This is a genomic window from Alloalcanivorax gelatiniphagus (assembly GCF_005938655.1).
In the GTDB taxonomy this organism is placed as follows: Bacteria; Pseudomonadota; Gammaproteobacteria; order Pseudomonadales; family Alcanivoracaceae; genus Alloalcanivorax; species Alloalcanivorax gelatiniphagus.
Genome location: NZ_VCQT01000015.1, coordinates 22,839 through 36,742, shown reverse-complemented (window position 1 = coordinate 36,742; position 13,904 = coordinate 22,839). Strand labels below are relative to the sequence as shown.

Genomic DNA, 13,904 nt, shown 5'->3' with positions numbered 1-13,904 from the left:
AGAAAACGGCGGGATCACCCAACCCGAACGCTTCGCGTGGCGCCTCGGGGCTCAGCTTTTATTATTAGAAAAAAAAACAAGGAACAGGCAAAGAAATCCCAAATGATGAACGCCGCGATGCTTAGTCCCGTCGCGGCACCGGTTCATCCGCCAGCTCGTGCACCCACACCAGAGTGCCGGCAATCACCGCCACCGGCATGATCACCAGGTTGACCAGCGGCAGCATGGTCAGGCCCAGGATCACCGAGCCGAAGGTGAGCACCAGCCAGCGCTTGGTCTTGAGACGTTCCAGCATCACCGTGAACGGCACCTGGCGGTTGTCGGCGGCGTAGTCAATATACTGCATACCCAGCAACCAGCCGGACCACAGAAACCACACCGCCGACGCCAGCACATTGACCACCGGGATGAAGTAGATCACCAGCACCACCAGCAGAATCAGCACCGCCCGCCACAGCCAGTACCAGGTCTTGCGCAACTCGCGCTTGAATACCCGCACCGTCATGGCGCCGATGGACTCCTCCGGCATCGGCCGGCCACTGATGCGCACATCCACCTTTTCCGACAGAAAGCCCATGAAGGGCGCGGCCAGCAGTTGCACCCCCAGGGTGAACACGCTGGCCAGCAACCCCAGCAACAGAATCCACACCAGCACCACCGCGGCACCGACCAGAAAACTGATGGCGCCGTTAAGGAAGCTGAGGTTGCCGTCGAAGTTCCAGCCGGCGGTGGCGTCGGCGATCCAGCCGGCGATCCACTGGCCGGACAGGTAATAGAGGCCGCCGAACACCAGCACGTTGAACACCATCGGCACGATCACATAGGGCCGCAGCCCGGGGCTGCGGGCCAGAGTCAGGCCTTGCTTGAGATAGTCCAACGCGCGGGTGATCTGGGACACGGCGACCTCGTTTCGGCGGATACGGTTTTCAGGGAATGCGGGCCGATTCTAGCATCGCCGCACGCCGAGGCCAGTGCCCGATCCCCCTCCCCGCGAAGACGCGGGTCCCGGACACCGGATCAGACGTAAACTTCCAGATCCACCGGAATGTTGCCACGGGTGGCGTTGGAGTACGGGCACACCTGATGGGCCTTATCCACCAGCGCCTTGGCGTCGTCCTCTTCCAGACCGGGCAGCGTCACCGCCAGGGTCACCGCCAAACTGAAAGCCTCACCGTCCTGGAGGATCGCCACCTTGGCGCTGATGTGGGTTTCATCGGACAGCTTCACCTTGGCCTGGCTGGCCACCAGCTTCAGGGCGCTGAGGAAGCAGGCGGAATAGCCGGCGGCGAACAGCTGTTCCGGGTTGGTGCCATCGCCGCCGGGGCCACCCAGGGCCTTGGGGATGGTCAGTTGCAGATCCAGCTGTTTGTCGCTGCTGGTGACCCGGCCGTCGCGGCCACCGGTGACACGGGCTTCGGCTTGATACAGGGTTTTTTCGGTGCTCATGAGTCTTTCTCCGCTTGGTTGATTTTGCACGATATAATCGTGTGCTATTTAATTGTTTGTGGTTTGCCGCCCTAGGGCGGATCGCGACTGAAGTCGCTCCTACACCTACACTCGCCAGGCCACGCCGTGTGACCGACCTTGCCAGGCCACGCCGTGGGACGACCTTGCCCGGCCCTGCAGTGGGATCGGCCTCGCCGGACCCAGCCGTCGGATCGACCTTCCCGGACCTAGCCGTGGGTCGACCTTGCCCGACCCCACCGCCGGATCGGCCTCGCCGGGGCCCGTGGCGGGACCGACTTTGCCAGACCCCGCTGTAGGAGCGACTTCAGTCGCGATCCACCGCAGCGACGCTCAGCCCGCCAGCCGCTCAGGACCTCCCGGTAAGGCTGTCGCGCAGATCTTCCAACTGTGCTTTCAGGGCGCGCAATTCGTCCGGATCGCAGTGGCTGGCACAGGCCACCGCCTCCGGCACCGCCTCCGCCCGCTGGCGCAGGGCCCGGCCGGCGTCGGTAAGATGCACCTCCACCCGCCGCTCATCCTCGGCGGCCCGCCGGCGTTGCAGCAGGCCGGCGCTCTCCAGCCGTTTCAGCAACGGCGTCAGGGTGGCGGAATCCAGAAACAGGCGCTCGCCAATGCCGGACACCGACTGGCCGTCGCGCTCCCACAGCACCATCATCACCAGATATTGCGGGTAGGTCAGGTCCAGCTCGCGCAGCAGCTTGCGGTAGACCTTGGTCATGGCCAGCTGGGTGGAATACAGCGCGAAGCAGAGCTGCAGGTCGAGCCGCAGCAGGGAGTCCGGGTTGTCGGTGTCGTCAGTCATGGCGAGCATGATTACATAGCGTGCTATTTAATAGCAAGCAAAACCCCGGCAGGCGCATCGCGGGAACGGCTTCAACCTTGCCCCGCCAAACCGCCCTGCCCCCGCCAGCGGCCCGGCGTCATACCGAAGACCTGGCCGAACGCCTCGATGAAAGCGCTGGTGGTCTGGTAGCCGCACTCCAGGGCCACGGTGGTCACCGGCAGACCCGCCGCCAGGTGTTCCAGGGCGCGCAGCAGACGGGCGCGTTGGCGCCAGGCCTGAAATCCCAACCCGGTTTCCTGGGGAAAACGCCGTGACAGGGTGCGCGGCGACAGGCCGGCCCAGTCTGCCCATTCGGCCTGGCCGCGCCGGTCCGCCGGGTCGCGCAGCAAGGCGTGGGCGATGCGCGCCAGCCTCGGGTCCCGGGGCATGACCAACCCCAGGGGCGCATCCGGTAGAGCACGAATTTCAGCGGCGATCACCGCCACCAGCGGGTCCCGGTCCGGCGTCCAGGTCCGTTCATCCCAACCGGCCACCCGTTTCACCGCCTCCATAAGCAGGCCGGACACGCGCAGGATACAGGGTTCCGCCGGCAACCCCTGGCACAGCGCTTCGTTGATCAGCATGGCCCAGCCGTCGAACTGCCCGTGGGGATCGATGCCGTGCTCCTGGCCTGGCGGAATCCAGATGGCGTGCAGAGCGGGGACCGCCCACCGGGTGTCTCCGGTGTGCACGGTCAACAGCCCCTCCGTGGCGCCGCAGAGCTGCCCTTCCCGGTGTTGATGCACGCCGGCGGCGCGGGCCTCCCGGCTGGCCTGGGATTTGTCCCAGATGCGGGCCAGCAGAGGGCCCTGGACGGCCGGGAAAGTGCCGCTGCCCCCGGTCGGGGACATCTGTGTCCAGCTCATGTTGGCGCATTTCCGATATTGAATGGCATTTATATGGTATTTCAGTCAAGCGCTCGGGACTAGTCTGGATCGCACCCCGGTTCCCGGCCCCAACTGACACGACTGAAGGAAACGACGATGCGAGCCAACGATATTCTTCCCGATCAACAGAACAGCCTGGAAATAGACGGCACGGTGATCCGCAAGGGGTCCGTGGGCGCCTTCCTGGCAAATGCCCGCCTGTGGCTGGACCCGGAAACGGAAATCGACCAGCGGCAGCGGGCGGAACGGCACTTGAGCGAGCTGCTGCCAGCGCTGCGTGCCCTGGGACTGTTCGAGTTTCTCGAAGTCCGGGACCCGGCCCTGCGGGCCTGGCTGAAGGCCGCCCACGGCGACCGGGAGGCGGACCATGAATCCGAATGACTTTCAGGTGCACGATGTGGCCGACTTTCCCCTGGTGCGATTGATGCCCGAGGGGCTGCCGGAGGGTTACGCGGCGCGCTGGGAGGCGGAGATGGAGGCGTTGATCGGGCAACCGGCCCCGTTCGTGATGGTGGTGGCCGCCCTCCAGGGCGAACACCGGGAAGCCCATGAGGACCGTAAACGGCGCACCCTATGGATGAAGCGCAACCGGGACGCGTTGGCGCGCCGCTGCCGGGGCATGGTGGGAGTGGAGCCGGATACCACCCGGCGCCTGATGATGCGAACACAGAGCGCCGCCCTGGCGGGCCTGTTCAAGGTGCCGCTGCGGATCGTGGCCAGTGCAGGGGAAGCGGACGCCCTGGCGCGGGCGTTCCTTGATGGCCATGGAGTGGATCGCGACTGAAGTCGCTCCTACAGTGGGATGCGGTCAATGTAGGAGCGACTTCAGTCGCGATCATCCCTCCGGCGGCGGCTTAGCGCAGGCGCTCGATCAGCATGGCAACGCCCTGCCCCACGCCGATGCACAGGCTTACCAGGGCGTAGCGGCCGTCGATGCGCTCGAGCTGACGCAGGGCGGTGAGCGCCAGGCGGGTGCCGGAGGCACCCAGCGGGTGACCCACGGCGATGGCGCCGCCGTTGGGGTTGAGGCGCTCATCGTCGCCTTCCAGGCCGAGCTGTTTGCAGCAGCCCAGCACCTGGGCGGCGAACGCCTCGTTGATTTCGATTACGTCCATGTCGGCCAGGGTCAGGCCGGCGCGGTCCAGCACCTTGCGGCAGGCACCCACCGGGCCCAGGCCCATGATGCGCGGCGGCACGCCGGCCACGCCGCCGGCGATGATGCGGGCGCGCGGGGCGATGCCGGCTTTTTCGCCGGCGGCGCGGGAGCCGATGATCAGGGCGCCGGCGCCGTCGTTAACGCCGGAGGCGTTACCGGCGGTGATCACACCGCCTTCGACGATGGCCGGCAGCTTGGACAGCTTTTCCACATCGGTGCCCGGGCGCGGGTGCTCGTCCTCGGACACGGACAGCGGCGGTTTCTTACGGCCCTGGGGCACTTCCACCGGCTGGATTTCGCCCTGGAAAAAGCCATCGGCGCGGGCCGCTTCATAGCGGCGCTGGGACTGGGCGGCGTAGGCGTCCGCCTGCTCGCGGCTGATGCCCAGTTCGGCGGCCACGTTCTGGGCGGTCTGGGGCATGGTGTCGGCACCGAACTGCTTCTCGATGGCCGGGTTGGGGAAACGAGCGCCGATGGTGCTGTCGTACATGGGCATGTTGCGGCTGTAGGGCGATTCCGCCTTGGCCATGACGAAGGGCGCGCGGCTCATGGACTCAGCGCCAGCGGCGATCACCAGCTGGCCTTCGTCCACGGTGACCATGCGCGCCGCGTCCAGGGTGGCGGCCAGGCCGCTGCCGCACAGACGGTTGACGGTGAGACCGGCCACCGATTCCGGCAGGCCGGCCAGCAGGCCGGCGTGGCGGGCCAGGTTGCGGGCGTCTTCACCGGCCTGGTTGGTGTTGCCGGCCACCAGGTCCTCGAAGTCTTCCGGGGCGAACGGATTACGGGCGATCAGGGCGCGGATCACCCCGGCCAGCAGATCGTCGGGGCGCACCGGCGCAAGCGCGCCGGCATGGCGACCAAAGGGAGTGCGCAGGCCGTCATAGATGTAGGCGTCGAGCATGGAAAAATCCTGAGTTAAAAGTTAAAAGTTGAAAGTTAAAAGGGCGGCACGACTGCGTGCCTTTATGCCGGCGACCGGATGCGCGGCGAAGAGCGGCCCGTGGGCCCGAAGCTCCAACCGCGCTTTCAACTTTTAACTTTCAACTTTCAACTGCGCCGCCAGGCGCTGTTAGTTCGCACATCAGTCCGCATAGCGGAACATCATTCCGAAACTTGACGGCAAGAATAGGTCGTGACAGAGTGCGATGCAAGCCGCCGGCGACCCACCGGTCATGCCTCCGGACCAGCCAGCCTCCAGATTAACCAATAAGACAGAAGAACCCCATGATTCGCGACCAGGAAGTGCTCAACCAACTCGTCGACACCATCGGCCGTTTCGTGCGCGACCGCCTGATTCCGGCGGAGCAGACCGTGGCGGAAAACGATGCTATCCCCGAAGACATCGCCAACGAAATGAAGGAAATGGGCCTGTTCGGCCTGTCCATTCCGGAAGAGTACGGCGGTCTCGGCCTGACCATGGAAGAGGAAGCCCTGGTGGCCTTCGAGATCGGCCATACCTCGCCGGCGTTCCGCTCCCTGTTCGGCACCAATAACGGCATCGGCGCCCAGGGCATCCTGATCGACGGCACCGAGGAACAGAAGCGCAAGTACGTGCCCAAGCTCGCCACCGGCGAAGTGATCGGCTCGTTCTGCCTCACCGAGCCCGACGTGGGCTCCGACGCCGCCAGCCTGAAAACCCGGGCGGACAAGGACGGCGACCACTATGTGCTGAACGGCACCAAGCGCTACATCACCAATGGCCCGGAAGCCGGCCTGTACACGGTGATGGCGCGCACCGACCCGGACAACAAGGGCGCCGGCGGCATCACCGCCTTTATCGTGGAAGGCGATACCCCCGGCCTGATCCGTGGCAAGCCGGACGTGAAGATGGGCCAGAAAGGCGCCCACGTCTGCGACATCACCTTCGACAACTGCCGGGTGCCCGCCGAGAACATCATCGGCGGCAAGGAAGGCCAGGGCTTCAAGACCGCCATGAAGGTGCTCGACCGGGGCCGCCTGCACATCTCCGCGGTGTGCGTGGGCGTGGCCGAGCGACTGATCGAGGACGCGCTGAAATACGCCATGGAACGCAAGCAGTTCGGTCAGCCCCTGGCCGACCATCAGCTGATCCAGGCGATGCTGGCCGACTCCCGCGCCGAAGCCTTCGCCGGCCGTTCCATGGTACTGGAAGCGGCGCGCAGCAAGGACGCCGGCAAGAACGTCAGCCTCGACGCCTCCTGCTGCAAGCTGTTCTGCGCGGAAATGGTGGGCCGGGTGGCCGACCGGGCGGTGCAGATCCACGGTGGCGCCGGCTACATGGCCGAATACGCGGTGGAACGCTTCTACCGTGACGTGCGTCTGTTCCGGATCTACGAAGGCACCACCCAGATCCAGCAGATCGTGATCGCCCGAGGCATGGTCCGCGACGCGCGGTAGCACCGAGCTGCAAGCTGCAAGCGCGCGGTTTGTGGCTGCGGCGCCGTGCCGGCGACGGCCAGTTCAAAGTTCAAAGTTACAAGTTGAAAGGTCGTGGCCGCGGGGGCTTTCCCGCGGCCTTCGGCCGACGAGCGCTGCGCGCGGCTTGTAGCTTGCGCCTCGAAGCTTGCGGCCCGCTTCCCCACGCGGGCACCCCGCCTCGCGGCTTCCCTTACCCTCCCGCGCGTTTCAACTTTCAACTTTCAACTTTCAACTGACCTCCCCCTCCTCCCAGCCAATTTATACAATGCCCCGGCCATACCGACCGGTATGCTAGACCGCGATGTGATAGAGGCATCCATCGCGCTCTTCGCGCCGTACCCGGCCGAGGGCGTGCAGGCAGTTGAGGTGGGCGATGCTCTCGCCCATGGCGAACATCAGCTGGTGGCTGTCCAGCTCGCGCTTGAACAGCACCGGCAACAGATCAAAGGCGGTGAGCGGCCGTTGGTCGCAGGCCGCCTGGGCGGCATCGAGCTGCTCGTCGTGGTGGGCGCAAAGGTCGTCGATGCGCTGGTGCAGGCCACGGAACGGCAGGCCGTGGGCCGGTAATACCAGGGTGTCCGCCGGCAGCGCCGCACGCAGGGCGCGCAGGGAATCGACGAACTCGGTGACCGGGTCCTCGTCCGGCAGGTTGGCGCGCACGGTGAGGTTGCTGGAGATGGTGGGCAACACCTGGTCACCGCTGATCAGCAGATGGTCCCGCTCCCGGTACAGGCAGGCATGTTCCGGGGCGTGGCCCCGGCCGATGTGCACCCGCCAGGTGTCGCCGTTGATGGTCACGGTGTCGCCTTCGGCGATGATCACCGGCGTCGGCGGCAGCTCCGGCATTACCTTGCGGTAGCCGTTGCCGCGACCGGCCAGGGTGGCCAGCTCCGCCTCGCCCAGGCCGTGACGGCCAAACAGGCCACGGAAGCCGTCCGCCACCTCCTGGTCGCTGGCGGCCTGCAGGCGCTGGGTAAGCGCCCACTCACCCCGGGTCATCCAGACCGGGGCCTGGAAGTGAGTGGCCAGCCAGGCGGCCTGGCCGATGTGATCCGGGTGGTAATGGGTCACCAGGATGCGCCGGATCGGGCGCCCGTCCAGGGCGCTGTCGAAGGCGGCGCGCCACAGATCCCGGGTGGCGCGGGAGCCGAAGCCGGTGTCCACCAGGGTCCAGCCGTCGCCATCCTCGAGCAGCCACAGGTTGATGTGGTCGAGGGAGAACGGCAGCGGGAAGTGCAACCAATACACGCCGGGCGCCACTTGAACACGGTGGCCGGCCGCGGGTGGCTCGGTGAAAGGATATTGAAGCGCTGAGCTCATACCGGGACACTCTTTCTGGGCGCGCGCCCGGCGATCCCGGCGCGCGCGACAACATGAACTTGACCAGGGCGGCATCGCCGCCCGGTTTGGCTGGGAGAAACACCATGCAAGCGTGGCGCATTCAAGACGACCACACTCTGAAACTGGAACAACGCGAGGCACTTGAACCCGGCACCGGCCAGGTCCGCGTGGCGGTGCGCGCGGTGGGCGTGAACCGCGCCGACATCATGCAGACCCAGGGCCTTTACCCGGCGCCGCCGGGCTTCGACAACAGCGTGCCGGGGCTGGAATACGCCGGCGTCATCGACGCGGTGGGTGACGGCGTCATGGGCCGGCAAGTGGGCGACCGGGTGATGGGGCTGATCCCCAGCGCCGCCTATTCCGAGCAACTGGTGGTCCACGAACGGGAGACCCTGACGCTGCCCGACGAACTGGACTTCGCCACCGGCGCTACCATCCCCGAGGCGTTTCTTACCGCCTACCGGGGGCTGTTTCTGGAAGGCGGCCTGCAACCGGGCCAATGGTGCCTGATCCGCCCGGCCACCGCCGGCGTGGGCCTGGCCGCCACCCAGCTGGCCAACGTCCTGGGCGCGCGCCCCATCGGCACCAGCCGTGACCTGGACAATCTGGCCAGTGCCCGGGAGATGGGCCTGCTGGAAGCCGTGCTGGAAGACGACAACCTGCCCGACCGGCTGCTGGAGATCACCGGCGAGGGCGTGGCGGTGATCCTGGATATGGTGGGCCCGGACTGGAAGAACCTGCTGAAAGGTCTGCGCATCGAGGGCAAGCTGGTGATGCTCAGCGCCCTGGGCGGCGCCACCACCGAGCTGAACCTGCGCGCGCTGATCGCCCGCCGGCCGACCATGATGGCCATGACCATGCGCAGCCAGCCGCTGGAAAAACGCATCGCCATCGCCGAGATCTTCAACGACCGGCTGGCGCCGCTGTTCGCCAACGGCCGTCTCAAACCCCTGCCCCTGAAAAGCTTCCCGTTCAGCGACGCGCAAGCGGCGCACAAGCACATGGCGGAAGACGCGTTCAGCGGCAAACGGGTGCTGGTGAACGACTAGCCGCAAGCGACAAGCCGCAGGCTGCAAGCAGGTCAGGGATCTCCCTCTGCTGGCGGCTTGTCGCCTGGGGCTTGTGGCCGGATTTCCCATAACTTCAATACTGTTGTTATATTAATGAAACACTATTTCACAACAAACGAGGTGCCGCAATGACCGAAGCAACCGCTCGCCAGAGCACCATGAGTCAGGAAGAGTGGGAGGTTCGTAAGGACCTGGCCGCCGCCTACCGCCTGGTGGCGCTGTACGATTGGGAGGACCTGGTGTTCACCCATCTGTCCGCCCGCGTGCCCGGGCCGGAGCACCATTTCCTGATCAACCCCTACGGCATGTTGTTCGACGAAATCACCGCGTCGTCCCTGGTGAAGGTGGATCGGGACGGCGAGATCGTCGACCCGGGCGCCACCAACCGGGTCAACCCGGCCGGCTTCACCATCCACAGCGCCGTGCACATGGCCCGTGAGGAAGCCGGCGCGGTGCTGCACCTGCACGCCCCGGACGGGGTGGCGGTGAGCGCCCACAAGGACGGCCTGCTGCCGCTCAGCCAGACCGCCATGCTGTGCCTGCAGCACCTGAGCTTCCACGATTATGAGGGCGTGGCCCTGAACCTGGACGAGCGCGAACGGCTGATCCGGGATCTGGGCGACAAGAACATGATGCTGCTGCGCAACCACGGCACCCTGAGCGTGGGCCGCAACGTGGGCGAAGCCTTCACCTACATGTATTTCCTGATGAAGGCCGCCGAGATCCAGGTACGCACGCTGGGCCAGGGCGAACCCTACCTGCCGTCCCAGCAGGCTCTGGACACCACCGCCGAGCAATCCCAGCAGCTGGGCATGGCCAGCAAGCTGACCTGGCCGGCGCTGCTGCGCAAGCTGGAGCGGATTGGTAGCGATTACGCGACCTGATCCGAGGCCGTTGATCGCGACTGAAGTCGCTCCTACAAGATCCCCGTAGGAGCGGCTTCAACCGCGCCCCCCAAAGGCCTCGTAGGAGCGACTTCAGTCGCGATCCCACAAGCCCCCGCAGGAGCGGTTTCAGCCGCGACCCCCAAAGGCCCCGTAGGAGCGACTTCAGTCGCGATCCCACAAGCTCCCGTAGGAGCGGCTTCAACCGCGCCCGAAAACCCCCGCAGGAGCGACTTCAGCCGCGATCCCACAAGCTCCCGTAGGAGCGACTTCAGTCGCGACCCCACAGCCCCAGTAGGAGCGACTTCAGTCGCGACCCCAAAAGCCCCCCGCAGGAGCGACTTCAGCCGCGACCCCCGCCCTACCTCAGGCGCGCATGCGCAGCGCCGCCAGCATGGTTTCCAAACGCGGTACGGCCACCCCGTGCTTCTGGGCGATGGCGACCACGTTGCCGAGAATGGCGTCCAGTTCGATGGCGCGGCCATTCAGATAATCCAGCGCCATGCTGTTCTTGTAAGCCGGCATTTTGCGGGTGCCTTCGATGTTGCTGTCCGGCAGCTGCGGGGGCAACGGATAGCCGTCGGCGGCGGCGGTGGCCATCACCTCATCCATCAGTTCACGCACCAGTTTCTCGCCACCGGGCGCATCCAGCATGGTCAGGGTGTCGGCGCCGTTGGCGAGCACAGAGAGCGGGTTGAACGGCGTGTTCCAGACGCACTTGAGCCAGCGCTCGCGGACCACATCGTCGGCCAGTTTGATGTCGATGCCGCCGGCCACGAACAGGTCCCGCAATGCCTCGCAGTGGGCGTCGGCGCCCTGGGGGAAACGGCCCATCACCAGGCGGCCGTAGGCGTTGTGCTTGATGCGGCCCGGGCCCTGGCGGCTCACCGCCACGAACGCCAGGCAGCTGATCACCGGGTTGTTCGGGTAGGCGTCCGCCAGTTCCCGTTCGATATCCAGGCCATTCTGGATCAACACGATGCGGGTGCCCTCGCCCACCCAGGGTTTGACCAGAGCGACCCGGTCGCTGTCGGGCAGCACCTTGGTGGCGAGAATCACATAATCCGGAACCGCGTCCGGCTTGTCGCCGTCCTTGTAGAGGTAATCCGGGGCCCAGGAGATATCCCCCAGGGGGCTTTCGAATTGGAAGCCGTTTTCCTTGACGGCGTCGTACTCGGAGCGCACCACGACGCTCACGGTGCAACCGGCGCGCTTGAGGATGGCACCGTAAAAACTGCCGATGGCGCCGGCGCCGATAATCAAAGCGTGGGGTTGTGAATCGGTCATCAGGATTTCTCCGCGTGCATACGTCGCTCCCCCCGGCGCAGGGCGCGCAGGGGAAGGAAACCAAGAACAAAGACAATGAAGAGCATCAGATAGGCATCGTCGAAGCCCACTTCAAAGGCGCGGGGGTGCCCGGCCTCCGGGTAAGCCTGCCAGTACCGGTCGGAAAAGAATTGTACGCAGATGGCGCACAGGTTGATGCCCAGGGCGCCACCGATCTGGCGGCCGAAGTTGATGATGCCGGAGCCCTGGGAAATCAGCGCCGGCGGCAACATCATCAGGCTGCCGGTGGTCACCGGCGGCATCATCAGGCCCATGGCCAGCCGCGCCAGCACCGCCCAGGTCACCAGCCAGACACCGGCGGTGGTCGGGTCGGCGGCGCGCATCAGAACCATGCTGGCGATAAAGAACAGCAGGCCGGCGGCCACCAGACCGGTGAGCGGCATGCGGTCGGTAAGGTAGCCCACGAACGGGAAGATAAACGCCATCGCCAGGCCGGCGGGCATCAGCATCAGCCCGGAGGCCGAGGCGCTGAACCCGGACACCTGCTGGAAGTACAGCGGGAACAGGTAGGTGGAGGCGAACACGCCGGCGCCGATGGCCATGGACAGCAGGAAGCCGCCGCCGAATCCGGGGGTGGCGAACACCCGCAGATCAAACAGCGGATGCCGGGCGCGCCGTTGCCAGGCCACGAAGGCGATCAACAGTAGCGGACCACCGATCAAGGCGCTCAACAGCCAGGGCTCCAGCCAGCCACGCCGCAGGCCGGACGCCATCGCCCACAAAGTGGCGGTGAGGCCCAGGCTGAGCAGGGCCAGGCCGGCCCAGTCCAGCCGTGGCGCCTGCGCTTCCCGGTGGTTGGGCAGAAAGGCACGGCCCAGGGCCATGGCCAGGGCACAGGCCGGCAACACCACGAAGAAGGTGGCGCGCCAGGACCAGGCGTCCACCAGCACGCCGCCCAGGGCCGGCGCGATGGCCGGGCCCAGGATCACGCCCATGCCATAGATGCCCATGGCCTGGCCCCGCTTGTGCAACGGGAACACCTGGAAAATGGTGATCATGGCCAGCGGCTGGATCATGCCGGCCATCACCCCCTGCACCACCCGCGCCAGCACCAGCACGGTGAAGCTGTCGGCGAACCCGCCCACCAGGGAGGCAACGATGAAAATGCCCATGGCCAGCAGGAACGCCTGGCGCGACCCGAAACGGGCCACCGCCCAGGCATTGAGCAGCATGCCCACGGTCATCGCCGCCAGAAAACCGGTGGCGAGCCAGTGCACCTGATCCTGGGCCAGAGCGTATTGGGCCATGATCGATGGCACCGCCACATTGATGATGGTGGCGGCGAGCACCACGGACAGGGTGCCGAGCATCACCGTGACGGTGGCGAACCATCGATAGCGTGGCCCATGGCGCTCGAACAGGAGCGCCACGGCCGGATTGTCGGACATGGAGGACCCTTACTTCAGGGTCGGGTCGTCGCTGACGCGAATCAGCAGCTTGCCCCGGTTTTTGCCCTGCAACAGACCCTGGAAGGCGCTGACCGCGTTTTCCAGGCCGTCCACCAGGTCTTCCTGGTACTTGACCTTGCCGTCGCGGATCCAGGCGCCCATGTCGCGCTGGAAGTCCGGGCCACGGTGGGCGTAATCGAACTGGATAAAGCCCTTGAGCAGCAGACGCTTGACCAGCACCTTGCCCATGAAGCCGGGCAGACGGTCCGGGCCCTGGGGCTGCTCGGTGTCGTTGTAGTGGGCGATACGGCCGCACACCGGAATACGGGCGAAGTCGTTGACCAGCTCCATCACCGCGTCGAAGGTCTCGCCGCCCACGTTCTCGAAGTAGACGTCGATGCCGTTGGGGCAGGCTTGCTTGAGCTGGTCGCGGAAGTCCGCGTCCTTGTAGTTCACGCAGGCATCGAAGCCATAGGCTTCTACCACGTGCTTGCACTTGTCCTCGGCGCCGGCCACGCCGACCACGCGGCAGCCCTGAATCTTGGCGATCTGACCGACCACCTGACCCACCGCACCGGCGGCGGCGGACACCACCACGGTTTCGCCTTTCTGCGGCTTGCCGATTTCATCCAGGCCCACATAGGCGGTGAAGCCGGGCATGCCGAGCACGCCCACGGCGGTGCTGATCGGCGCCTGGGCCGGGTCGAGTTTGCGCATCATTTTCGGGTTGTTGACGGAGTATTCCTGCCAGCCACCCGGGCACAGTACATAGTCGCCCTGCTTGAAATCGCCGCTGCGCGATTCCACCACCTGGCCCACGGTGGCGCCTTCCATCACGGCGCCTTCTTCCACGCTGGCGGAGTAGGATTTGGCGGCGCTCATGCGGCCGCGCATGTAGGGGTCCAGGGACAGATAGATGGTGCGTACCAGTACCTGACCTTCGCCCACCTCGGGAACGGTGCCATCCTGCAGTTTCAGGTTGCTGTCGTCGGGCATGCCGACCGGACGTTTGGCGAGAATGATCTGGCGGTTAACGGTCATTGCGAACTCTCCCGGAAAATTATTTTTGATATGGCGCCCCGTAGGAGCGACTTCAGTCACGATCAAGCGGTTGATCGCCGTGGCAATCGCGACTGAAGTC

At 65.8% G+C, this 13,904-nt stretch carries 14 protein-coding genes; 5 read left to right on the top strand and 9 right to left on the bottom strand.

Features of this window, described 5'->3' with window-relative positions:
* Nucleotides 1-121 precede the first annotated feature (121 nt).
* The 4 genes from cysZ to FGS76_RS03275 all read right to left on the bottom strand — a co-directional run bounded on the left by cysZ (nucleotide 122) and on the right by FGS76_RS03275 (nucleotide 3,141).
* Nucleotides 122-898 (bottom strand): sulfate transporter CysZ, encoded by a 777-nt coding sequence (gene cysZ, locus FGS76_RS03290; protein ID WP_138771203.1) that lies wholly within the window; start codon nucleotides 896-898, stop codon nucleotides 122-124.
* A 119-nt stretch (nucleotides 899-1,017) separates the two neighbouring features.
* Nucleotides 1,018-1,446 (bottom strand): organic hydroperoxide resistance protein, encoded by a 429-nt coding sequence (locus tag FGS76_RS03285; RefSeq protein WP_138771202.1) that lies wholly within the window; start codon nucleotides 1,444-1,446, stop codon nucleotides 1,018-1,020.
* Between the two features lie 367 nt (nucleotides 1,447-1,813).
* Nucleotides 1,814-2,269 carry a MarR family winged helix-turn-helix transcriptional regulator gene (locus FGS76_RS03280; RefSeq protein ID WP_138771208.1) on the bottom strand — a complete coding sequence of 152 codons (456 nt, stop codon included), beginning with the start codon at nucleotides 2,267-2,269 and terminating at the stop codon, nucleotides 1,814-1,816.
* Between the two features lie 71 nt (nucleotides 2,270-2,340).
* Entirely contained in the window at nucleotides 2,341-3,141 is an 801-nt protein-coding gene (locus FGS76_RS03275; protein WP_138771201.1) for an AraC family transcriptional regulator, read from the bottom strand.
* 132 nt (nucleotides 3,142-3,273) lie between these two features.
* Between FGS76_RS03275 and FGS76_RS03270 the strand changes: the two genes are divergently transcribed.
* A complete protein-coding gene (locus tag FGS76_RS03270) occupies nucleotides 3,274-3,558 on the top strand; it encodes a hypothetical protein (RefSeq protein ID WP_138771200.1) in 285 nt (94 codons plus the stop codon).
* Nucleotides 3,545-3,961, top strand: coding sequence for a GntR family transcriptional regulator (locus FGS76_RS03265; protein WP_138771199.1), 417 nt, complete (start codon nucleotides 3,545-3,547; stop codon nucleotides 3,959-3,961). The genes FGS76_RS03270 and FGS76_RS03265 overlap by 14 nt, the downstream gene beginning before the upstream one ends.
* A gap of 70 nt (nucleotides 3,962-4,031) precedes the next feature.
* Here FGS76_RS03265 and FGS76_RS03260 read toward each other — a convergent pair whose 3' ends face one another.
* Complete coding sequence (locus tag FGS76_RS03260; RefSeq protein WP_138771198.1) at nucleotides 4,032-5,237, bottom strand: 3-oxoadipyl-CoA thiolase; 1,206 nt, start codon at nucleotides 5,235-5,237, stop codon at nucleotides 4,032-4,034.
* 323 nt (nucleotides 5,238-5,560) lie between these two features.
* On the opposite strand from FGS76_RS03260, the gene FGS76_RS03255 reads away from it, so the two are divergent.
* Nucleotides 5,561-6,712: an acyl-CoA dehydrogenase family protein gene (locus FGS76_RS03255; protein ID WP_138771197.1), complete on the top strand. Its 1,152-nt coding sequence runs from the start codon at nucleotides 5,561-5,563 to the stop codon at nucleotides 6,710-6,712.
* Between the two features lie 312 nt (nucleotides 6,713-7,024).
* Here the strand turns inward: FGS76_RS03255 and FGS76_RS03250 are convergent, their stop codons facing one another.
* Complete coding sequence (locus tag FGS76_RS03250; RefSeq protein WP_240692393.1) at nucleotides 7,025-7,981, bottom strand: MBL fold metallo-hydrolase; 957 nt, start codon at nucleotides 7,979-7,981, stop codon at nucleotides 7,025-7,027.
* 176 nt (nucleotides 7,982-8,157) lie between these two features.
* Between FGS76_RS03250 and FGS76_RS03245 the strand changes: the two genes are divergently transcribed.
* Together FGS76_RS03245 and FGS76_RS03240 are read left to right on the top strand one after the other, a co-directional pair.
* On the top strand, nucleotides 8,158-9,123 hold the full coding sequence (locus tag FGS76_RS03245) for a zinc-binding dehydrogenase (protein ID WP_138771195.1): 966 nt from the start codon (nucleotides 8,158-8,160) through the stop codon (nucleotides 9,121-9,123).
* Nucleotides 9,124-9,272: 149 nt separating this feature from the next.
* Complete coding sequence (locus FGS76_RS03240) at nucleotides 9,273-10,028, top strand: class II aldolase/adducin family protein (RefSeq protein WP_138771194.1); 756 nt, start codon at nucleotides 9,273-9,275, stop codon at nucleotides 10,026-10,028.
* A gap of 366 nt (nucleotides 10,029-10,394) precedes the next feature.
* Here the strand turns inward: FGS76_RS03240 and FGS76_RS03235 are convergent, their stop codons facing one another.
* From FGS76_RS03235 to FGS76_RS03225, 3 genes are read right to left on the bottom strand one after another with little or no spacing between them, the layout of a single operon-like run.
* Nucleotides 10,395-11,315: a ketopantoate reductase family protein gene (locus FGS76_RS03235; protein ID WP_138771193.1), complete on the bottom strand. Its 921-nt coding sequence runs from the start codon at nucleotides 11,313-11,315 to the stop codon at nucleotides 10,395-10,397.
* Entirely contained in the window at nucleotides 11,315-12,763 is a 1,449-nt protein-coding gene (locus tag FGS76_RS03230; protein WP_138771192.1) for an MDR family MFS transporter, read from the bottom strand. Before FGS76_RS03230 ends, FGS76_RS03235 begins: the two co-directional genes overlap by 1 nt.
* Before the next feature lie 9 nt (nucleotides 12,764-12,772).
* Nucleotides 12,773-13,804 carry an NADP-dependent oxidoreductase gene (locus FGS76_RS03225; RefSeq protein WP_138771191.1) on the bottom strand — a complete coding sequence of 344 codons (1,032 nt, stop codon included), beginning with the start codon at nucleotides 13,802-13,804 and terminating at the stop codon, nucleotides 12,773-12,775.
* Between the last annotated feature and the right edge of the window lie 100 nt (nucleotides 13,805-13,904).

Coding starts and splice junctions, on each gene's coding strand:
- FGS76_RS03285 (WP_138771202.1), bottom strand. CDS start 1,446: ATGAGCACCGAAAAAACCCTGTATCAAGCCGAAGCCCGTGTCACCGGT.
- FGS76_RS03280 (WP_138771208.1), bottom strand. CDS start 2,269: ATGACTGACGACACCGACAACCCGGACTCCCTGCTGCGGCTCGACCTG.
- FGS76_RS03275 (WP_138771201.1), bottom strand. CDS start 3,141: ATGTCCCCGACCGGGGGCAGCGGCACTTTCCCGGCCGTCCAGGGCCCT.
- FGS76_RS03270 (WP_138771200.1), top strand. CDS start 3,274: ATGCGAGCCAACGATATTCTTCCCGATCAACAGAACAGCCTGGAAATA.
- FGS76_RS03265 (WP_138771199.1), top strand. CDS start 3,545: ATGAATCCGAATGACTTTCAGGTGCACGATGTGGCCGACTTTCCCCTG.
- FGS76_RS03260 (WP_138771198.1), bottom strand. CDS start 5,237: ATGCTCGACGCCTACATCTATGACGGCCTGCGCACTCCCTTTGGTCGC.
- FGS76_RS03255 (WP_138771197.1), top strand. CDS start 5,561: ATGATTCGCGACCAGGAAGTGCTCAACCAACTCGTCGACACCATCGGC.
- FGS76_RS03245 (WP_138771195.1), top strand. CDS start 8,158: ATGCAAGCGTGGCGCATTCAAGACGACCACACTCTGAAACTGGAACAA.
- FGS76_RS03240 (WP_138771194.1), top strand. CDS start 9,273: ATGACCGAAGCAACCGCTCGCCAGAGCACCATGAGTCAGGAAGAGTGG.
- FGS76_RS03235 (WP_138771193.1), bottom strand. CDS start 11,315: ATGACCGATTCACAACCCCACGCTTTGATTATCGGCGCCGGCGCCATC.
- FGS76_RS03230 (WP_138771192.1), bottom strand. CDS start 12,763: ATGTCCGACAATCCGGCCGTGGCGCTCCTGTTCGAGCGCCATGGGCCA.
- FGS76_RS03225 (WP_138771191.1), bottom strand. CDS start 13,804: ATGACCGTTAACCGCCAGATCATTCTCGCCAAACGTCCGGTCGGCATG.